This is a genomic window from Bradyrhizobium sp. GW821-FHT12B03 (assembly GCF_058807535.1).
In genome coordinates this window covers 1-18,144 of the sequence record NZ_JBXAQU010000022.1, presented here as the reverse complement: position 1 = coordinate 18,144, position 18,144 = coordinate 1, and the positions used below count along the sequence as shown (strand labels likewise).

The following is an 18,144-nucleotide window of genomic DNA, read 5'->3' as shown; positions in this document are numbered from 1 at the left end:
CAGACCTCAAGGCCTGCGGGCCGTTTATCTTACTTCTTCAGCAGCGCGCACTTGCTTTCGGAGAGCGGCGTGAAGGCCTGGTCGCCCGACACCGTGCCGACCAGCTTGTAGAAGTCCCACGGCCCCTTGGACTCCGAGGGCTTCTTCACCTCGAACAGATACGCGCTGTGGATGGTGCGGCCGTTGGGCTGGATCTCGCCCTTGCCGAACAGATCGTCCTCGGTCGGCATCGACTTCATCTTCTCGACGACCTTGACGCCGTCATGCGGATTGCCGCCGAGCGCTTCGAGCGCCTTGAGATAATGACGCACGCCCGCATAGACGCCGGCCTGCACCATGGTGGGCGGCGCGTTGTTCTTCATCTTGTCGGCGAAGCGCTTGGAGAACGCCCGGGTCTGGTCGTTCATGTCCCAATAGAAGGTCTCGGTGAAGTTGAGGCCCTGCGCGGTCTCCAGGCCGATCGCCTTGACGTCGGTGAGGAACAGCAAGAGCGCGGCGAGCTTCTGTCCGCCCTTGCCGATGCCGAACTCGGCCGCCTGCTTGATCGAGTTGGTGGTGTCGCCGCCGGCATTGGCAAGACCGATGATCTTGGCCTTGGACGACTGCGCCTGGAGCAGGAAGGACGAGAAGTCCGGCGTGTTCAGCGGATGCTTGACGCCGCCGACCACCTTGCCGCCGTTGGCGGTGACGACCGCCGTGGTGTCGCGCTCGAGCGCGGCGCCGAAGGCGTAGTCCGCAGTCAGGAAGAACCAGGTGTCGCCACCGGCCTTCACCAGCGCCTGGCCCGTCGTGTGGGCCAGCATGTAGGTGTCGTAGGTCCAGTGCACCGTGTTGGGCGAGCACTGCGCGTTGGTCAAATCCGAGGTCGCCGCACCCGAGTTGATGTAGACGCCGTTCTTTTCCTTGATGACGTTGTTGACGGCGAGCGCCACGCCGGAATTCGGCACGTCGACGATGATGTCGACCTTGTCGACGTCGAACCATTGCCGCGCGATCGCGGTGCCGATGTCGGGCTTGTTCTGGTGATCGCCCGAGATGATGTCGATCTTCCAGCCCTTCGCTGCAAGGCCGGAATCCTCAACCGCCATCTGGGCTGCGAGCGTCGAGCCGGGGCCGCCGAGGTCGGCATAGAGACCCGATTGATCGGACAGCGCGCCGATCTTGACGGTCTTGTCCTGCGCGGACGCGACGCCGGCTGCGGCGAAGGTGAGCGCGGTGGTCAGCAGCAACGACGCAATCGACCTGGTCTTCATGCAACTTTCCTTTTTGAATTTTCTCGTTGGCAGTTCTAGACGCCGAGATAGGTGTGGAGCTTGTCCATGTTGGCGGCAAGCTCCGCATTGGAAAATCCGTCAATGATCTTGCCGTGCTCGACCACGTAGTAGCGGTCGGCGACGGTGGATGCGAAGCGGAAGTTCTGCTCGACGAGGAGGATCGTGAAGCCCTCCTTCTTGAGCCGCGCAATGGTGTGGCCGATCTGCTGGATGATGACAGGCGCAAGGCCCTCGGTCGGCTCGTCCAGCATCAGGAAGCTCGCGCCGGTGCGCAGGATGCGCGCTATCGCCAGCATCTGCTGCTCACCGCCGGACAGCTTGGTGCCCTGGCTGTTGAGCCGTTCCTTCAGGTTCGGAAACAGGTCGAAGATCTGCTCGAGCGGCAGGCCGCCTGCGCGGACCACCGGGGGCAGCAGCAAATTCTCCCGCACATCGAGACTGGAGAAGATTCCGCGCTCCTCCGGACAGAACGCGATGCCCATCCGCGCGATCTTGTCGGAGGTCGTGCGGATGATGTCCTGGTTGTTGAACTTCACCGAGCCGGCACGCTTGCCGATGATGCCCATGATCGACTTCAGCGTGGTCGTCTTGCCGGCGCCGTTGCGCCCGAGCAGGGTGACGACCTCGCCCGCGTTCACGTCGAAGTTGATCCCGTGGAGGATGTGGGACTCGCCGTACCAGGCTTCCAGGTTGCGGACCTGGAGGATGTTTCCGCCGGTCGCAGCTTTCGCCGGAGCCGCGGCAATCGCAGTGTCAGCCATGACCGGCTCCCAGATAGGCTTCCTTGACGCGCTCGTCCTTGGTGAGCTCGGTGTAATGGCCCTGCGCGAGCACCTGCCCGCGCGTCAGCACGGTGATGATGTCGGAGAGATTGGCCACGACGCTCAAATTATGCTCGACCATCAGGATGGTATATTTCGCGGAAATCCGCTTGATCAGCGCTGCGATCTTGTCGATGTCCTCGTGGCCCATGCCGGCCATCGGCTCGTCCAGCAGCATCATCTCGGGGTCGAGCGCGAGCGTGGTTGCGATCTCGAGGGCGCGCTTGCGACCGTAGGGCATCTCGACGGCGGGCGTATTGGCAAACTCGCTGAGGCCCACATCGTTCAACAGGTCGCGCGCGCGATCGTTGAAACGGTTGAGCACGGACTTGGAGCGCCAGAAGTCGAACGAACTGCCGTGCTGGCGCTGAAGCGCGACACGGACGTTTTCCAGCGCGGTGAGATGCGGAAACACCGCCGAGATCTGGAATGAACGAACAAGTCCCAGGCGGGCCACGTCGGCCGGCGCCATCGCGGTGATGTCCTGCCCCTTGTACAAGATCTTTCCGGCCGACGGCTTGAGGAACTTGGTCAGAAGATTGAAGCATGTCGTCTTGCCGGCGCCGTTCGGGCCGATCAACGCGTGAATGCTCCCACGGCGAACCTTGAGCGCAACGTCGCGGACAGCGAAGAAGCCCGCGAACTCCTTGGTCAAGCCTTCCGTTTCGAGAATGAACTCATCGGCCAAACAGTTTTCCCCCTGCCCGCGCTAGCTGCGTGGCTGTCCTTGTTGCTTCGGCTTTCCGGAGGCCTTGGAGCCCCTCCGGAACGCCGCCTCCGGGCGCGGAATATGCCGGAGGTGACGGGGGTTAGGCAAGGCGGAAAGCTGAGCAGATCAGGCCTCCGGCTGGGATACAAATGCTCCCTTAGTCGGAGATGTTTTGATGTCGCGCCTGCCCGGCCTCCCGGTTCGCGAAGGCACCGGTCATCAAGCCGTCGTTAACGGTCTTTCGTCCCGCGCGCCAGCCTTCATAGAAAATTTTCCCGCAGCGGGCATCATGCGCGGGTTTCCAGGTGCCGGGAATATTGTCTTGGATTTTGCAAGCGCCGCTCCCTCCGTCGTCAAGTCGATCCGGCAGCGTGATCTCCTGAACACGTGGCTGCGACTTTATGCGCGCCAGCATATCGCGCCGGCGATCTGGGAGTACCAGCCCGCGCGGCTCGAGGAAGAGCTGTCCGATCTCATCTATTATACGGTGGACAATTCGACGCCGACCCCGCGCCTGATCATCCAGAGCGAAGGCACACGCATTTCGCGCGCCTATGGACACACCGGCAAGGGCGTTCCGCTGGATGAATATATCGGGCCGCGGCTCGTGCCTTCCGTGATGCCTATCTATTATGAATGCGTCGCGCGCGGACTTCCGGTCTACAGCGTTGCCGATGTCGACGACATCTATGGGCGCGTCGTCGCCTACGAGCGCCTGCTGCTGCCGTTCCTGACCGGCGGCAAGGTCTGTCACGTCATCGCCTCGCTCAAGACTTTCTGCGAGGATGGCGGCTTCGAGATCAAGAATCTGATGCGCGGAAATGACGCGCCGCCGCGCTTGAAAGTGCGCGCCGTGATCGACCGTGACCTCTTTCATCGCGCCCCTGGCCGCATCGCGGCCGCCGACGTGGTCGAGTTCGCGGACCAGTCCGATCCCGGCGTCGCCAGCGAGGTCATCGAGTTGAACTAGCGATCAGCGCGATGTGGCGCCGGCTTACTTCGTCCTGACTTCCTTGGCGTAGATGTCCGGCTTGAAGCCGACCAGCAGCTTGCCGCCGACTTCCAGCACCGGACGCTTGATCATAGATGGTTGCGCTAGCATCAACGCCAGCGCCTTCTTCTCGGTCAGGCCCTCCTTGTCGGCATCGGGCAGCTTCTTGAAGGTCGTGCCGGCACGATTGAGCAGCGTCTCCCAGCCGACCTTGTAGCTCCACTGCTTGAGCTTGTCCTTCTCGACGCCCGCCGCCTTGTAGTCGTGAAACTCGTAGGCGACGCCGTGGCCGTCGAGCCAGGCACGGGCCTTCTTCATGGTGTCGCAGTTCTTGATGCCGTAGATGATGTTGGGCAAGACGTTCCTCGCGCATGCGTGGTGCTTCGGCTGCGGCGTTGTACGAAACTCCGGTTCGCGCGACAATATCGCGAACCAAGCCAGCTCTCCGAACGGACACATCATGCATGTCACTCACGATCCCGCCGCGGCCGCCTCGCCGACGATCGACTTCAACGCCTTCCTCGCGGTCGATGTCCGCGTCGGGACCATCGTCGACGCCAAGCCATTCCCGGAGGCACGCAAGCCGGCCTGGCGACTGTGGATCGACTTCGGACCAGCGATCGGGGTCCGCAAGAGCTCGGCACAGATCACCGAAAACCATCCGCTCGAGACGCTGGTTGGGCAACAGGTCGCCGCCGTCGTCAACTTTCCGCCGCGCCAGATCGGACCGGTCGTGTCGGAAGTGCTGACGCTCGGCTTTCCCGATGCCGACGGCAAGGTCGTGCTGGTGCAACCGAGCAAACCGGTGCCGAACGGCGGCCGGCTGTTCTAGCGGCACACGATCGGGCGCCGAGCCGCCGCCTCTGTGGGCGGCTCGCAGCCGTCTACTCCTCCCGTGCGTCGGCCCGGCGCTATCAGGGCTTGACCAAAATCTGCCCGCGATTTAAAATGACTGAACGTTCGTTTTTTATTACGACCAGCAGTATTTTGGCCATTCTCGATGCATTGGCTAAAACGATCGACTGGTCAGTTATTTATGGACGGCCAAGATGCCCAAGATCAGCGACAAGCAGCGCGAAGGCCGGCGGCAGCAGATCCTCGAGGCTGCCCTCGCCTGCTTCGCCGAGAACGGTTTTCACCAGACCGGCATGGCCGACATCGTGAAGCGCTCGGGCTTGAGCCACGGTGCGGTCTATCTCTACTTCCAGAGCAAGGATGACCTGATCGAGGCGCTCGCCGACGACCGGCATCGTCGCGAGGCCGTGCTCAACTCGGTTGCACAGGGATCGGGCGATCCGATTGAAGGACTGCACGCGCTGCCCCGCGTCTACGCGCAATGGCTCACCGACCCCGCCGGCGAAGCGCGGCGGCGCGTCGGCATTCATGGCTGGGCCGAGGCGCTGCGCAACCGCCGCGTCCGCACCAGCGTCGTCGAGGGCATCGACATGCCACGTGCCCTGATCGTGGCGCTGGTCGAACGTGCCCAGCACGATGGCCTCATCAAGCGCGACCTCGGCGCCGACGCCGTCGCGCGCACGCTGATCGCGATCTTCCAGGGCTTCGTGCTGCAAAAATGCTGGGGCGAGGATTTTGACGTCGAGGCCTGCATGGCCACGGTCGCCAGCGTGATCGAAGGATTCCGCACGACGAAGCCGGACGTCAAGCGACGAACCAGGGCTTGAGCCATGTCTGCGATCCACGATCTGTTTGCAGGCATCGGCGTCGGCCTTGTCGGCGGCGTGACATCGGGCTTCATGGGCACGAGCCCGGGCGGCGGCCTCGTCATCTTCTGCGTCCTGCTGCTCGGAGCGGAGCAGCACGTCGCCCAGGGCACGTCGCTGATCGCGCAGGTCCCGCCGACAGGCCTTGCCGGCGTGCGCCGCTACTGGCAGAGCGGCAATCGCAGTCCCTTGCGGTGGATCGTCTGGATCGCCATCGGATTTCTCATCGGCGGCGCCGGTGGAGGCTACGCGGCGGCAGCGGTCTCCGACTCGGCCCTGCAATGGACCTATGTCGTCTACCTCCTCGCGCTGATCGCGCTCCTGATCCTGCGCCGCGAGCGCAAGGACGGAAGCACCGAGGATGGCGACCGAGATGATCTGCCCTGGCTTCCTCTGTTCCTGATCGGTGCGCTGGCGGGCTTTTCCTCCGGCTTCATGGGCATCGGCGGTGGGCTCGCGATCACCGTCGGCCTCGCCGCGGGCCTGCGCGTGCCGCAGCATCAGGCGCAGCTCGTCAGCCTCATTTTCTCGGTGATCCCGACCAACATCCCGGCGGCCTGGATCTACTGGAGCAAAGGCCTGATGGTCGGCTGGCCGGCCATCATCGGCATCGTTGCCGGCCTCTGGATCGGCACCGATCTCGGCGCCCGCATGGCCAACGGCGTCAGCAAATCGGTGTTGCGCCGGGCCATGATCGCCCTCGTCTCGTTGATGGCGCTCTACATGACGCATAAAGCGCTGACCTGACTTTACGGCCGCTTCGGAATATTCAGCCCCCGCTGCACGGCGGGGCGCGCGAGGCCGCGTTCGAGCCATGCACCGACCGATTTGAACTGGGTGAACTCGACGAGATCGCCGGCGCCGTAGAAGCCGATGAGATTGCGTACCCAGCCAAGCATCGAGATATCGGCGATGGTGTAGTCCTCGTCCATGAACCACTGCCGGCCGGCGAGATGCATCTCCATCACGCCGAGCAGGCGCTTGGACTCGCCCACATAGCGCTCGAGCGGACGCTTGTCCTCGAAGTCCTTGCCGGCGAATTTGTGGAAGAAGCCGACCTGGCCGAACATCGGCCCGATGCCGCCCATCTGGAAATGCACCCACTGGATGGTCTGGATGCGACGCGCCGCATCCTGCGGCAGCAGCTTGCCGGTCTTCTCCGCGAGATATTGCAGGATCGCCCCGGACTCGAACAGCGGCAGCGGCCTGCCACCGGGGCCGTTGGGATCGAGGATCGCCGGAATCTTGCCGTTCGGATTGAGCGACAGAAACTCTGATGTCTTCTGGTCGTCCTTGCCGAAATCGACGAGATGGACTTCGTAAGGCAGTCCGATCTCCTCCAGCATGATCGAAACCTTGACGCCGTTCGGCGTCGGCAAGGAATAGAGCTGGAGCAGTTCAGGATGCTTGGCCGGCCAGCGCCTGGTGATGGGAAAGACGGAGAGATCGGACATCGGAACCTTCGAGCTGCTGTTGAGGCGAATCTAATCTAGGCGAGGAGCCGTATGACGCAAGGCTCAATAGTTGATCTCCATTCGCAATCCGCGCGGATCGGTCTCGCCATCGCCCACGCGCTGCGTGCTGTCGCGTGCCGCGACCGCACAGGCACAGGCGTCGATGAGATCGTCGCGTGCAATGCCGGTGCCGTGACGCTGCGTCAGCCATCTTTCGATCTTGGTGAAGCCCCGGTCTCTCAGCAGCTCAACACGCTGCTCGCGGCCTCGCGGCGACGTCTTCGGTTCGAGCCGCATGCGGCCAGCAAGATTCCAGAAGATCAATTCCGGATGCGCTTCGCCGATCGTCGCTTGCCGCGCCGGCGTCATGATCTCGTCGACCTCCCTGATCTTGTCCCTGATGTTCCAGAGTTGCGCCGACACGCCCCTGCCCTTGCCCTCGTGCTTCCAGTAGTAGCGATTGGCGGCCGCCATATCGGCAAACGTCCAGAGGTCGCGACGTGCGCCGAGAAATACCGCAGGGCCGACCAATTCACGCGCACGCAGGTCGCAAGTGCGATAGCCGCTCTTCTCCAATCCGATCGGCATGTCGATCATCGCGCGTGCATGCGGCATCGCAAGCAAACGTGTGAGGCCGGGTGAATAATCGAAGCCATGGTCGCCGCGCTCGTCGATCCAGGCTGCGACCCAGCCGAAACGAAACCCGTCGAGGCCGAGATAGTTTGGCACGTCACGCATCCGTCATTTTCAATTTTCCCACTTGCGTCGCTTGACATCCGCAAGTTGCAGGCGTATTTCCCGCGGCCTCGCGAGCACTTCCGTTCGCAACAAGCACCAGGAACCGAGCGATGTCATACCGCTACGAAAGAATTGTCCGCATGCCGAATAGCCCAGAGCTATTCGACGTCGCATGCCCGGCTCATGGGAGCGATCTTGCCTGACCGCAAGATCGACCGTCCGCTTCTCACGGACCCTCCCGAGCCTGCCGCTCCGGAGGGTTTTTTGTTGCCCGCCGCGCGGCCCGTTCGAACACCCCGGCATCAGCCGGAACGGGAGACCCGGATCCCGGGGCTCGCGCTCGAGAGGCGCGTGCCCAAGTGCGCGGGGCCTGCCGGAGGGAACGAGGCGATGAGCCGGACACCGATGGCAGAGCGAACCCCGACGGTTCGCAACATGCGGCGCGTCGACAGCGCCGCGATAGAATTTTTGTAGATTGGTTTGCCGTGATGATCGCGGCTCAACCGACGCTGGTGGTGAAGATCTCGGATACTTCCTCCACGGCAGAGCGGGTATGCCTCCCGCCTTTGACACACGCACCGGGATGCGGCCTCGGAAAAGGTTCGCATGCGGCCCGGCGCAGGATCCGTTCTCAAGGATGGCTACTGCGTTGTCGTCACTGAAAGCCGATATCGCGCGTTCCCCAGCGTACCCATCAAAGGCCGATGCGACAGCATCGGCCTGGCGGTGGTGAAGATGTCTGTTACTTCGTGGTAAAAGCGCGAAAGCGCCGAGCAGGTTCGAACCCTGCGCGCCGAAAGGCGGATCGCCCGAAAGGGCAGCAACAGCATCGCTTGTTCCCCGCCAACCCCATCACGGTCCGTGGTGAAGACTGCTGTTACTTCGCCTATCACGCGAGAGATGCGGGTTCGAATCCCGCCCGGTGTACAATGCACCGGTAGCTTAATGGCCAGAGCGCTTTCCGGCAGGCCCGCTTGCCGGATCTCAGCATTCGCCCGTTCCCGGATCGTGACCCTTGCATTCCCACCGCCGGTGGTGAAGAGCGCTGTTACTTCGCTGTCGGAGGTTCGAGCCCTCCCGGACGTCCGTCCGTAGCTCAGTTGGTAGAGCACGATCAGCCTCGCTTGTTCCCCGGCACCCGTTTCCATTCCACCATCACATGAGAGGAGGCCAACATGGTCAGGCTCAACAAGATCGTTCGCGCCTTCACGCGTCAGGGCGCGCGCGCAATTCGCTTCACGCCCGAGATGGAGCTGAAGCGGGCGCTGATGAACTGCCTCCTGTGGGAGGACCAGTTCTACGAGGACGGCGTCGCAATCGCCGACCGCATCAAGGCGCTGGTGCCCAAGGTCGCGCCGGAGCGCGTCGCGCAGCTTGCGATCGAGGCGCGCGAGGTGATGAAGCTGCGGCACGCGCCGCTGCTCGTCATCCGCGAGATGGCGCGGAGCGAGAAGCATCGCGTGCTCGTTGCCGACACGCTCTTCCAGGTGATCCAGCGTCCCGACGAGATGACGGAACTGCTCGCGATCTACTGGGCGGATGCGCTCGGGCCGATGCAGCAGCGCAAGCGTCAGCCGGTCTCGGCGCAGGTCAAGAAGGGTCTTGCCCGCGCGCTGACCAAGTTCGACGCCTATCAGCTCGCCAAGTGGGACCGCGACGGCGCGGTGCGGATCAGGGACGTGCTGTTCCTGGTGCACGCCAAGCCGAAGGACGCCGAGCAGGCCAAGGTGTGGAAGCAGCTCGTCGATGGCGAGCTCGCCTCCCCCGACACCTGGGAGGTGTCGCTCTCGGCCGGCAAGAGCAAGCGCGAGACCTTCGAGCGGCTGATCGCCGAGCGCAAGCTCGGCGGCCTGGCGCTGCTGCGCAATCTGCGGCTGATGCAGACCGCAGGGGTGCCGCGCGAGACCATCGCAGGCGCGATCGAGGCGATGCGGACGGATCGTATCCTGCCGTACCGCTTCATCACGGCGGCGCGCTATGCGCCGGACTTCGAGCCCGAGCTCGAGACTGCGATGCTCAAGTCGGTCAAGGACCATGTGCGGCTCCCCGGCCGCACCCGGCTCCTGATCGACGTGTCGGGCTCGATGTTCGCAACCCTCTCCGCGCAGTCGGAAATGACCCGCGCGGAGGCGGCGTGTGGCCTGGCCATCCTCGCACGCGAGATCTGCGACGAGGTCGAGATCTTCACCTTCTCCGACAAGGTGGTGAAGGTCCCTCCCCGCCGCGGCTTCGCGCTTCGAGATGCGATCATCAACTCGCAGGCTCACAGCGGGACCTGGCTCGGCAAGGCCGTGACGGAGATCGACCGCAAGGGCGATCGCCTCATCGTCTTCACCGACGAACAGAGCCACGACCCGGTGCCAGAGCCCAGGGCGCGTGGCACGATGGTGAACGTGGCCTCGTATCAGCACGGTGTCGGCCACGGCGCCTGGACCCGCGTCAACGGCTTCTCTGAGGCCGTGGTCGCGTGGATCGCGGCGTCGGAGACGGCGCTGAACTGATGCGCAACGACGACGGCCCCGGACGCGAGACATCGCGCCCGGGGCTTCCGCAATCTCTGAAATGATCCACGCAGGCCGACTATGGTACGCGTAGGATGTGAAGCAGGACACATGACCATGCGACGATCCGATCCCTACATGGAACGCGCCCGCGAGCTCTGCCTCGCCGCCGGCGTCGATCCCGACTCGCGCGTCGGCGAAGGACGCGGCCAGCCGGCCTGGTGCCTGTACAAGGACGCCGCGCGCAAGGAGCATCTCGCCCGCGAGGCCGATGCGACTGCGAGCGCGATCGCCGAGCTTCGTCCGCAGGAGGCCCGCTTCCGGAATGCGCCGCTGAAGGTTCTCGGCCCGCACGAGGAGGCGACCATCGCGCAGATGCGCAACTGCATGGCGGTCGGCAACGTCGTGTCCGGCGTGATCTGCGCCGACGGCCATCTCGGTTACGCCCAGCCGGTCGGCGGGGTCATCGCCTATGAGAAGCAAATCAGCATCTCCGGCGTCGGCTTCGACATCGGCTGCGGCAACATGGCCGCGCGGCTCGACACGCGCTTCGACGACATCGCAGGCCTCGTGCCGACAATCATCCGCGACGTCGCCAAGGTGATCTCGTTCGGCGTTGGACGCGCCAACGCGGAACGGGCCGAGCACGACCTGTTCGACGACGGCGATGCCTGGCGCGAGAGCGACATGGAGGCCTACCGTCAGAAGGCGGTGAGCCAGCTCGGCACGGTCGGGTCGGGCAACCACTATGTCGACCTCATGCGCGACGAGGAAGGCTTTGTCTGGATCGGCGTCCACTTCGGAAGCCGCGGTCTCGGACACACCTCCGCGACGCGCTACCTCAAGGCCGCCGGCGGCAAGGACGGCATGAACGTCCCGCCCGCCGTGGTCGACGAGGACTCCGAGCTCGGCCGCCGTTACATCGCCGCGATGCAGCTCGCCGGTCGTTACGCCTATGCGGGCCGCGAATGGGTCGTCGAACGCGTCCGCCAGATCATCGGCGGCAGCGTGACCGAGAGCGTGCACAACCATCACAACTATGCCTGGCGTGAGACCCACGACGGGCGTGATTTGTGGGTGGTGCGCAAGGGCGCGACGCCGGCGTTTCCCGGCCAGAAGGGATTCGTCGGCGGCTCGATGGGCGACGACGCCGTCATTCTCGAAGGCGTCGACAGTCAGCAAGCCAAGGCTTCGCTGTACTCGACCGTGCACGGCGCCGGCCGCCTGTTCGGACGCAAGGAGGCGAAGCGGCGCTTCTCGCGCGCTGAGATGGACCGCTGGCTCAACGAGCGCGGCGTCACCTTGATCGGTGCCGACCTCGACGAGAGCCCGATGGCCTATCGCCGCCTGCCGGATGTGCTGGCGCAGCACGCCGGCACCGTGCGGGTGTTGCACACGCTGCGGCCGTTCGCCGTCGCCATGGCCGGCGAAGGCGAATTCGATCCGTGGAAGGACTGACGCAAACAGCGGGCGGGAGGTGATGCCTCCCGCCTGCATCATCTATGTCTCTCCCTTGTTTCGGTTTTGCTCGAACAGGCGTTGCGCCAGCAGCGCATGGCCGAGCGTGCCGCCGGCGCGTACGGCTGCCGCGATCAACGCGGCTTCCGCCACTTCCTCGCGCGTCGCGCCGGCTTTCGCCGCCTGCGCCGTGTGCACGTCGAGGCAGTAGGCGCATTGCGTGGTGAGCGCGACCGCGAGCGAAATCAGCTCGCGGTATTTCGGCGGGATCAAGCCGTCCTTGCGCTCGACCGCGTGGTTGAACGCAAGAAACGCGTTGGCCTCGACCGGCGCCAGCGCGACGAAGGCCGGGACCGATTTCAGATCTTCGGGGCTTTGGTACTCGGTCATGTCTCATCTCGTCAGATATTCGCGCATCAATGCGCGGGCGCGATGCAGGCGTGCCTTCACGGTCTGCCTGGACGCGCCGAGTGCGACGGCGATTTCGTCGATCGTCATTTCCTTGACGTCGCGCATCAGCGCGACATCGCGATAATGCGGTGGCAGCGCCTCGAAGGCCGCGGCCACGTCGAGCCGCAGATCGGCTTCGGGGCGCGACAGCAGTGCGGCCTCCGCTTCACTCGCATCGATGGCCGGCATCAGCCCGGCCTTGCGCGCGAGCCGCAGGCATTCGCGGCGGACCACGCTGAACAGCCAGGCCGAAAACGCGAGCCACGAGCGGATCGTGCCGACGTGGCGGAACAGGATCCACAACGCCTCCTGCGCCGCGTCCTCGGCATCCGCCGAGCTGCGGCAGGTGGCACGCGCGTAGCGGCGGATGTCCGGCTGCGCCGTCGCGAGCAGCGAGGCGATCGCCTCGGGATCGCCGAGCCGCGCCGCTTCGAACAGGTTTGGCGACATCGCAGCCGCCCTCACGACACGCCTCCTCGCCCAATCCCGGCCATCGCGCACATCGGGCAATAGCCGACGAGCCCGGTCAGCGCGAAGCCTGCGCCGCCGAACGCGACCAGCCACGCCGCAAGCCCGGACAGATACACGAACGCGGCAATCGCAGCCGCAATTCCGAGCGCCACCCGCACCGCCTGGTGCAGGCCACCGATGTTCTTCCTGTAAAATCCCATCACATCCTCCGACACGAGCCAAGGCAGAATGCCTCGACGATAGGGAGGGCGCGACGGGCGAAAAGGATTCGCGGAGGCCTGCAATTTTTTTGCGATCAGCCTCCGACCGCCTGGTAGGCCAGGCGCTTGAACTCGAAGAAGAAGGGATTCCAGAAGCCCATGTAGCGCTGGGCCATCAGAACGCCTGACGTATTCGCCTCGGGGCAGATCCACCAATGGGTGCCGGCGAGCCCGCCCCACTGGAATTCGCCGGTGGAATTCGGCGGATCGAACGGCGTCGGCGCGAAGGTGACGGCGCCGCCGAGACCAAAACCCTTGCCGGGCATCGGCCCGAGATTGGCGAAGCGGATGGTCTGCCCTGCAGGCAGCTGGTTCGTCATCATCTGCCGCAGCGTCTGCGGCTTCAGCAGCGCGTCCGATCCCGGCACAAGCGCGCGCACCAGCGCGAGCATGTCCGGCAGGGTCGAGACCAGACCGCCGCCGCCCGACAGCCGCGGCAATGGCCGCCGATAGGCCTGCGGATAAGGCAGATGGTCGGCGCGCGTCAGGCCAGGCTTCATCGGATCGAGCACGTCGGCGCCGGTGTAGAGCGCGACCAGCCTGCCCTGCTGCGCTTCGGGCACGTAAAAGCCGGTGTCGGTCATGCCGAGCGGATCGAAGATCCGCACCTTGAGGAAGGCATCGAGGGATTTGCCCGAGACGACCTCGACGACGCGGCCGAGCACGTCGGTCGCCACCGAATATTCCCAGCCGCCGCCGGGATGATAGGACAGCGGCAGATCGGCCAGCTTGTCGATCATGTCGGCCAGCAGCGTCAGCGGATTGAGCACGCCCGCCCCGTTATAGCCTTTGAACAGCACCGAGCCGGGATCGAAGATGCCGTAGCTGAGGCCGGAGGTGTGGGTCAGCAGCTGGCGGATCGTGATCGAGCCCTTCGCCGGCCCGACATCGGCCAAGCTCGTCGCACCCTGCTTCAGCACCTTGCGATTGCCGAGCTGCGGCAGGAATTTCTCGACGGCCTCATCGAGCCCGATGCGGCCCTCTTCCATCAGCAGCATGATCGCGCAGGTCACGAAGATCTTGGTGTTGGAGAACGCGCGAAAGATGTGGTCGGGCCGGAGCTCGGTTTTCGCTTCGCGGTCGGCAAACCCGACGCATTGCTGGTCGACGACCTCGCGGCCGCGCAGCACCGCCCAGGATGCCCCGGGGATGATCTCCTGATCGACGTAGCGCTGCATCGCCGTCCGTACGGCGGAAAAATCGGTCGTCCTGATGTCTGCCTTGGCGTCCATGAAGTGCTGCCTCCCTGAATTGGTTGCGATGGATATAGCGACAAATCGGCCGCGGGGAAGCCCACCCTTCCAGGGCCGGATCCGCGCAGGCCACATCGGCATTTTTGTTTCGCGGCGTGTTCATCGGGGCGCGAGCAACACAACGAAAACCGCTGCAATCCTTGCGGCAAGACCTCGTTAAGCGCGCGACCCTTAGCCTCACACCCATGTTCAGCGTACTTTCAACCTCATCATGGGTAACCGGCAATGACCTCGATCTCGGCAACCTCCACCAGTTCGTACTCCCCACTCGACCTCCTTAAGAGCGAGCTCACCAAGGAAGTCTCGGCGGGCACCATCAGCTCGAGCGACGAATCGGCTCTCTCCTCCGCGCTCGACGACATCGATTCCGCACTCAAGAGCGGCGCATCCAGCTCCAGCTCTTCGTCGCCGCCCTCGCCCGACGAAATGCAATCCAAGATCGACGACCTCATCGAGAGCGAGGTCTCGAGCGGCAAGCTGACCAGCGATCAGGCCAGCGAGCTGAAGAACGTGTTTGCCAACACCTTCTCCGGCGGGGCCGGTGGCGCCGGCGGCCCGCCTCCGCCGCCGGACGACAGCGGCGACTCGTCGAGCACCGCCTCGACCTCCTCCACCTCCTCGTCCAGCTCGTCCTCCGCCAGCACCGAGGAGATGATGAAGGAGTTGCTCGCGATGCTTCAGAGCGCGACCAGCCAGTCGACCTCCTACAGCGCCAGCGGCAGCAACAATTCCTCCACGTCGAGCGCGCTGCTGGTCGACTACAAGACCTGATCGCAGCGGCCCGGTGCGCGCCACCGGGCCGTCATTCCTGCTTCATCAGCGCGGTCACGTGCAGGCGGCGACGGATGCGCATGCCCTGCCGCTGATAGAGGGCGATGGCGGACGCATTGCTGGAAAACACGTGCAGGAACGGAATGTCGCCGCGCGCCTCGATCCGGCGCGCGACCGCCGCGAGCAACGCCTGTGCATAGCCGCGCCCACGATAGTCGGGATGCACGCAGACGGCCGTCATCTCGACGAACCTTCCCGGCTTCATCCGCTCGCCCGTCATCGCGACCAGTTCGCCGCCGGCGCGGATGCCGAGGAATGTACCGAGCTCATGGGTCCGCAGCGCGAATGGACCGGGCTTCGTCAGCTCCGTCAGCGCCATCATGGCCGGAACGTCGGCGGCCCCCAGCGTGACGATCTCGGCGTCGCGCAGCGAACTGTCGGCCGGCGAGCCGATCATCTGCTCGCCGGTCTCGGCGAGCACCACCTTGAAGCCGGCGGGAATATCGACCGGCTCCGGCGTGAACAGGGCGGCAACCTGCGAGCCCGACAGGAGATCACGGAGCGCAGCAAAGCTCGCCTCGGACATGTCGACCATGTCGGCAAACGGCGTCATGTCCACGGGATAGCGCAGCGCCCGCGGCCCACCCTCTGCCAGATGCTTCTGGCTCGTCGTCAGTGCACTCCAGATCGGACGATCCAGCAGCCGCTCATCACTGTCAGACACCGGCCTAGTCCTTGTCGAAACTGACGATGACGGCGGCATTGGCGATGAGGATGGGATCGTTGGCCGCTTCCGTGGCCGAGGGAATCTCCAGCCCGCCCTTGACCGCAGTCACCGTCACGGTTCCGTAAGGCAGCTCCTTCGCGACGGCTTCCTTGTCCACGGCCTCAGGGTTGGGAACGCCGATCGTGACATCGACGAACATGTCGTTCGCGGTCTTGTCGATCATCCGGAAGAAGCCAAGGCTCGAATGCCGGATGGCATCAGACACTGCCCGCTTCGCCGCTTTGGTGGCGTCCCTGCCGTGAACGTCGACGCCCATGCCCATCTCGGTGATACAGCGAACGCGAGTCATTTCATAATCCTGTGGTTGGTTGAGTGATTGGAGTGTCGGAGATCGGCGACCATGACACAAGTGTGGTTGTTTCTCTCGTGTCCCGGACGCGCTGCAACGCATCGCGTATCGAAGACGCGCGTGAACGCGCTGTTGGCGTTGCCGCGCCGAGCCGAGACCCAGAACGCTGCACAGTTCGCTGATGCATGGGCCCCGGCTCTGCAGCGCACCGCCAAAGAGGCGCTGCGCTGCGTCCGGGGCACGAGAGCGCAGTTCTCACGCCTTCGCCTTCTCATGCGCCCGCAGCTCGTCGACCAGCACCCGCACATTCTCCGAATAGTCGATCGGGATCACGACCAGATGCACGCCGCCCTCCTTGAGCGCGGCGTCCAACGTCGGGCCAAAGCTGTCGATGCTCGCGATGCGATGGCCCTTGGCACCGTACGCCTTCGCGTAAAGGACAAAATCGGGATTGCCGAAGGTCATGCCATAGTCGGCGAAATGATCGACCGCCTGCTTCCAGCGGATCATGCCGTAGGCGTTGTCCTCGAGCACCAGCACGACGAGATTGAGCTTGAGGCGAACGGCGGTCTCCATCTCCTGGCTGTTCATCATGAAGCCGCCGTCGCCGGCGACCGCGAGCACGCGGCGATCGGGAAAGAGCATCGCCGCCATCATCGCCGACGGCAGGCCGGCGCCCATGGTCGCGAGCGCATTGTCGAGCAGCAGGGTGTTGGCGACGCGGGTGCGGTAGTTGCGCGCGAACCAGATCTTGTACATGCCGTTGTCGAGCGCGACGATGCCGTTCTCGGGGATCACCTGGCGGATGTCGTGCACGATCCGCTGCGGCGTCGGCGGCCAGCGCGCTTCGGTGGCGCGGTCGGCGATATGATTGAGGATCTCTTCCCGCAACGGCAGCAGCGCGGCGGCCTGGGGCAGCTTGCCTTCGAGGCGATCCGCCAGCAGTTCCAGGCTCGGGCCGACATCGCCGATCACCTCGGCATCCGGGAAATAGACCTGCTCCACGCTGGCTGACGTATAGCTGACGTGAATCACTTTCGGCCCCGACGGCCCCATGATGAAGGGCGGCTTCTCGATCGGGTCGTGACCGATCGCGATGATCAGGTCAGCGGCGTCGATCGCATCATGGACATAGTCGCGCTCGGACAGTGCCGCGGTGCCCATGTAGAGATTGGTGCCGCCGGGCACGGTGCCCTTGCCCATTTGCGTCGTGAAAAACGGAATGCCGGTTCGCCGCACGAAGCTCGCGATGCCGTGGGTCGAGCGCGGCCGGCTGGTTGCGGCGCCCATCATCACCAGCGGATGCCTTGCGGCGAGGATCATCTCGGCGGCGCGGTCGAGCGCGGCGCGGTGGGCGACCGGAATCTCGATCGGGTGGACCGGGATGACAGGGACCGCGGGCACCTCATCACCCGCGATGTCCTCGGGCAGCTCGAGATGCACCGGCCCCGGCCGCTCTTCCATCGCCACGCGAAAGGCGTCGCGCACCACGGTCGGGATGCTGGAAGCGCTGATGATCTGCCGTGACAGCTTTGTCAGCGGCTTCATGGTCGCGACCACGTCCACGATCTGGAAACGCGCCTGCCGGCTGCTCATGATCGGCTTCTGGCCGGTGATCAGGATCATCGGCATCGCGCCGAGATGCGCATAGGCCGCACCGGTGGACAGGTTGAGCGCGCCGGGGCCGAGCGTCGAGAGACAAACGCCGGGCTTGCCGGTCAGCCGGCCATGCGTGGCAGCCATGAAGGCGGCAGCCTGCTCGTGACGGGTCAGGATCAGCTCGATCCTGGACGTGCGCAACGATTCGACGAGATCGAGGTTTTCCTCGCCGGGCACGCCAAAAATGCGGTCGACGCCTTCGTTCTCCAGCGCTGCGACGAACAGGTCCGATCCCTTCACCTTGCGTTCCTGCCCGCTCATGTCGCCTCCCGGTCGCTGTGCTGTCTCCCGTGTTCCATGGGAGCGGGCGCATGGTAGCGGTCTGAGGCGCGGGCACAACTCACAAAGCGGCGCGGTCTGTGATGCGCAGTGCGTCCTACGTACTCCACTGTCATGCCCCGGCTTGACCGGGGCATCCAGTACGCCGCGGCCTCTCGGTCAACTCACTGCTGTCTCTGGATACTGGGCGGATTCAACGGCTCGTCGCAACACCCTGTGTATCGCTCACTCGTAGCAATTGGTCGAGAGTTTCCGCCG

21 protein-coding genes are annotated in these 18,144 nt (G+C 64.5%); 7 read left to right on the top strand and 14 right to left on the bottom strand.

Annotated elements, in window-relative coordinates; genetic code table 11:
* Positions 1–29: 29 nt before the first annotated feature.
* Genes AC1RUR_RS31715 through AC1RUR_RS31705 form a run of 3 tightly spaced genes read right to left on the bottom strand, consistent with a single transcriptional unit; the run spans position 30 to position 2,783 of the window.
* Positions 30–1,253, bottom strand: coding sequence for an ABC transporter substrate-binding protein (locus AC1RUR_RS31715; protein WP_492851397.1), 1,224 nt, complete (start codon positions 1,251–1,253; stop codon positions 30–32).
* Positions 1,254–1,288: 35 nt separating this feature from the next.
* Positions 1,289–2,035 carry an ABC transporter ATP-binding protein gene (locus tag AC1RUR_RS31710; RefSeq protein WP_492851395.1) on the bottom strand — a complete coding sequence of 249 codons (747 nt, stop codon included), beginning with the start codon at positions 2,033–2,035 and terminating at the stop codon, positions 1,289–1,291.
* Positions 2,028–2,783, bottom strand: a complete 756-nt coding sequence (locus tag AC1RUR_RS31705) for an ABC transporter ATP-binding protein (RefSeq protein WP_492851393.1) — start codon at positions 2,781–2,783, stop codon at positions 2,028–2,030. Before AC1RUR_RS31705 ends, AC1RUR_RS31710 begins: the two co-directional genes overlap by 8 nt.
* A 310-nt stretch (positions 2,784–3,093) precedes the next feature.
* Here AC1RUR_RS31705 and AC1RUR_RS31700 point away from each other — a divergent pair, with 310 nt between their 5' ends.
* The gene (locus AC1RUR_RS31700) at positions 3,094–3,774 is read left to right on the top strand and encodes a hypothetical protein (protein WP_492851662.1); all 681 of its coding nucleotides are present in this window, start codon (positions 3,094–3,096) and stop codon (positions 3,772–3,774) included.
* A 24-nt stretch (positions 3,775–3,798) separates the two neighbouring features.
* Here AC1RUR_RS31700 and AC1RUR_RS31695 read toward each other — a convergent pair whose 3' ends face one another.
* Positions 3,799–4,152 (bottom strand): ArsC family reductase, encoded by a 354-nt coding sequence (locus tag AC1RUR_RS31695; protein ID WP_492851391.1) that lies wholly within the window; start codon positions 4,150–4,152, stop codon positions 3,799–3,801.
* A gap of 103 nt (positions 4,153–4,255) precedes the next feature.
* Between AC1RUR_RS31695 and AC1RUR_RS31690 the strand changes: the two genes are divergently transcribed.
* The 3 genes from AC1RUR_RS31690 to AC1RUR_RS31680 all read left to right on the top strand — a co-directional run bounded on the left by AC1RUR_RS31690 (position 4,256) and on the right by AC1RUR_RS31680 (position 6,263).
* Positions 4,256–4,627 (top strand): tRNA-binding protein, encoded by a 372-nt coding sequence (locus AC1RUR_RS31690; protein ID WP_492851389.1) that lies wholly within the window; start codon positions 4,256–4,258, stop codon positions 4,625–4,627.
* A gap of 217 nt (positions 4,628–4,844) precedes the next feature.
* The gene (locus AC1RUR_RS31685; protein ID WP_492851387.1) at positions 4,845–5,477 is read left to right on the top strand and encodes a TetR/AcrR family transcriptional regulator; all 633 of its coding nucleotides are present in this window, start codon (positions 4,845–4,847) and stop codon (positions 5,475–5,477) included.
* Positions 5,478–5,480: 3 nt separating this feature from the next.
* Complete coding sequence (locus AC1RUR_RS31680; protein ID WP_492851385.1) at positions 5,481–6,263, top strand: sulfite exporter TauE/SafE family protein; 783 nt, start codon at positions 5,481–5,483, stop codon at positions 6,261–6,263.
* 2 nt (positions 6,264–6,265) lie between these two features.
* Here the strand turns inward: AC1RUR_RS31680 and AC1RUR_RS31675 are convergent, their stop codons facing one another.
* The 3 genes from AC1RUR_RS31675 to AC1RUR_RS31665 form a co-directional block, all read right to left on the bottom strand.
* Positions 6,266–6,970 carry a glutathione S-transferase family protein gene (locus AC1RUR_RS31675; protein WP_492851383.1) on the bottom strand — a complete coding sequence of 235 codons (705 nt, stop codon included), beginning with the start codon at positions 6,968–6,970 and terminating at the stop codon, positions 6,266–6,268.
* Positions 6,971–7,033: 63 nt separating this feature from the next.
* Complete coding sequence (locus AC1RUR_RS31670; protein WP_492851660.1) at positions 7,034–7,699, bottom strand: DUF429 domain-containing protein; 666 nt, start codon at positions 7,697–7,699, stop codon at positions 7,034–7,036.
* A gap of 650 nt (positions 7,700–8,349) precedes the next feature.
* Positions 8,350–8,856 carry a hypothetical protein gene (locus AC1RUR_RS31665; protein WP_492851381.1) on the bottom strand — a complete coding sequence of 169 codons (507 nt, stop codon included), beginning with the start codon at positions 8,854–8,856 and terminating at the stop codon, positions 8,350–8,352.
* Positions 8,857–8,883: 27 nt separating this feature from the next.
* On the opposite strand from AC1RUR_RS31665, the gene AC1RUR_RS31660 reads away from it, so the two are divergent.
* Both AC1RUR_RS31660 and AC1RUR_RS31655 read left to right on the top strand, forming a co-directional pair.
* On the top strand, positions 8,884–10,209 hold the full coding sequence (locus tag AC1RUR_RS31660) for a TROVE domain-containing protein (protein WP_492851379.1): 1,326 nt from the start codon (positions 8,884–8,886) through the stop codon (positions 10,207–10,209).
* A gap of 117 nt (positions 10,210–10,326) precedes the next feature.
* On the top strand, positions 10,327–11,667 hold the full coding sequence (locus tag AC1RUR_RS31655) for an RtcB family protein (RefSeq protein WP_492851377.1): 1,341 nt from the start codon (positions 10,327–10,329) through the stop codon (positions 11,665–11,667).
* Positions 11,668–11,709: 42 nt separating this feature from the next.
* Here the strand turns inward: AC1RUR_RS31655 and AC1RUR_RS31650 are convergent, their stop codons facing one another.
* From AC1RUR_RS31650 to AC1RUR_RS31635, 4 genes are all read right to left on the bottom strand, one after another.
* Entirely contained in the window at positions 11,710–12,057 is a 348-nt protein-coding gene (locus AC1RUR_RS31650; RefSeq protein WP_492851375.1) for a carboxymuconolactone decarboxylase family protein, read from the bottom strand.
* Between the two features lie 3 nt (positions 12,058–12,060).
* The gene (locus tag AC1RUR_RS31645) at positions 12,061–12,567 is read right to left on the bottom strand and encodes an RNA polymerase sigma factor (RefSeq protein WP_492851658.1); all 507 of its coding nucleotides are present in this window, start codon (positions 12,565–12,567) and stop codon (positions 12,061–12,063) included.
* Positions 12,568–12,578: 11 nt separating this feature from the next.
* Positions 12,579–12,788, bottom strand: a complete 210-nt coding sequence (locus AC1RUR_RS31640) for a YgaP family membrane protein (RefSeq protein ID WP_492851373.1) — start codon at positions 12,786–12,788, stop codon at positions 12,579–12,581.
* 95 nt (positions 12,789–12,883) lie between these two features.
* On the bottom strand, positions 12,884–14,026 hold the full coding sequence (locus AC1RUR_RS31635) for a serine hydrolase domain-containing protein (RefSeq protein ID WP_492851656.1): 1,143 nt from the start codon (positions 14,024–14,026) through the stop codon (positions 12,884–12,886).
* Positions 14,027–14,326: 300 nt separating this feature from the next.
* Between AC1RUR_RS31635 and AC1RUR_RS31630 the strand changes: the two genes are divergently transcribed.
* Positions 14,327–14,872, top strand: a complete 546-nt coding sequence (locus AC1RUR_RS31630) for a hypothetical protein (protein ID WP_492851371.1) — start codon at positions 14,327–14,329, stop codon at positions 14,870–14,872.
* Between the two features lie 31 nt (positions 14,873–14,903).
* Here AC1RUR_RS31630 and AC1RUR_RS31625 read toward each other — a convergent pair whose 3' ends face one another.
* The 3 genes from AC1RUR_RS31625 to AC1RUR_RS31615 form a co-directional block, all read right to left on the bottom strand.
* Positions 14,904–15,596, bottom strand: coding sequence for a GNAT family N-acetyltransferase (locus AC1RUR_RS31625; protein WP_492851369.1), 693 nt, complete (start codon positions 15,594–15,596; stop codon positions 14,904–14,906).
* A gap of 4 nt (positions 15,597–15,600) precedes the next feature.
* Complete coding sequence (locus AC1RUR_RS31620; protein WP_492851367.1) at positions 15,601–15,948, bottom strand: Lin0512 family protein; 348 nt, start codon at positions 15,946–15,948, stop codon at positions 15,601–15,603.
* A gap of 255 nt (positions 15,949–16,203) precedes the next feature.
* Positions 16,204–17,868 carry an acetolactate synthase large subunit gene (locus AC1RUR_RS31615; RefSeq protein WP_492851365.1) on the bottom strand — a complete coding sequence of 555 codons (1,665 nt, stop codon included), beginning with the start codon at positions 17,866–17,868 and terminating at the stop codon, positions 16,204–16,206.
* Between the last annotated feature and the right edge of the window lie 276 nt (positions 17,869–18,144).

Coding starts and splice junctions, on each gene's coding strand:
- AC1RUR_RS31685 (WP_492851387.1), top strand. CDS start 4,845: ATGCCCAAGATCAGCGACAAGCAGCGCGAAGGCCGGCGGCAGCAGATC.
- AC1RUR_RS31700 (WP_492851662.1), top strand. CDS start 3,094: ATGCGCGGGTTTCCAGGTGCCGGGAATATTGTCTTGGATTTTGCAAGC.
- AC1RUR_RS31675 (WP_492851383.1), bottom strand. CDS start 6,970: ATGTCCGATCTCTCCGTCTTTCCCATCACCAGGCGCTGGCCGGCCAAG.
- AC1RUR_RS31650 (WP_492851375.1), bottom strand. CDS start 12,057: ATGACCGAGTACCAAAGCCCCGAAGATCTGAAATCGGTCCCGGCCTTC.
- AC1RUR_RS31645 (WP_492851658.1), bottom strand. CDS start 12,567: ATGTCGCCAAACCTGTTCGAAGCGGCGCGGCTCGGCGATCCCGAGGCG.
- AC1RUR_RS31630 (WP_492851371.1), top strand. CDS start 14,327: ATGACCTCGATCTCGGCAACCTCCACCAGTTCGTACTCCCCACTCGAC.
- AC1RUR_RS31615 (WP_492851365.1), bottom strand. CDS start 17,868: ATGAGCGGGCAGGAACGCAAGGTGAAGGGATCGGACCTGTTCGTCGCA.
- AC1RUR_RS31710 (WP_492851395.1), bottom strand. CDS start 2,035: ATGGCTGACACTGCGATTGCCGCGGCTCCGGCGAAAGCTGCGACCGGC.
- AC1RUR_RS31655 (WP_492851377.1), top strand. CDS start 10,327: ATGCGACGATCCGATCCCTACATGGAACGCGCCCGCGAGCTCTGCCTC.
- AC1RUR_RS31680 (WP_492851385.1), top strand. CDS start 5,481: ATGTCTGCGATCCACGATCTGTTTGCAGGCATCGGCGTCGGCCTTGTC.
- AC1RUR_RS31715 (WP_492851397.1), bottom strand. CDS start 1,253: ATGAAGACCAGGTCGATTGCGTCGTTGCTGCTGACCACCGCGCTCACC.
- AC1RUR_RS31640 (WP_492851373.1), bottom strand. CDS start 12,788: ATGGGATTTTACAGGAAGAACATCGGTGGCCTGCACCAGGCGGTGCGG.
- AC1RUR_RS31665 (WP_492851381.1), bottom strand. CDS start 8,856: ATGGAAACGGGTGCCGGGGAACAAGCGAGGCTGATCGTGCTCTACCAA.
- AC1RUR_RS31620 (WP_492851367.1), bottom strand. CDS start 15,948: ATGACTCGCGTTCGCTGTATCACCGAGATGGGCATGGGCGTCGACGTT.
- AC1RUR_RS31690 (WP_492851389.1), top strand. CDS start 4,256: ATGCATGTCACTCACGATCCCGCCGCGGCCGCCTCGCCGACGATCGAC.
- AC1RUR_RS31660 (WP_492851379.1), top strand. CDS start 8,884: ATGGTCAGGCTCAACAAGATCGTTCGCGCCTTCACGCGTCAGGGCGCG.
- AC1RUR_RS31635 (WP_492851656.1), bottom strand. CDS start 14,026: ATGCAGCGCTACGTCGATCAGGAGATCATCCCCGGGGCATCCTGGGCG.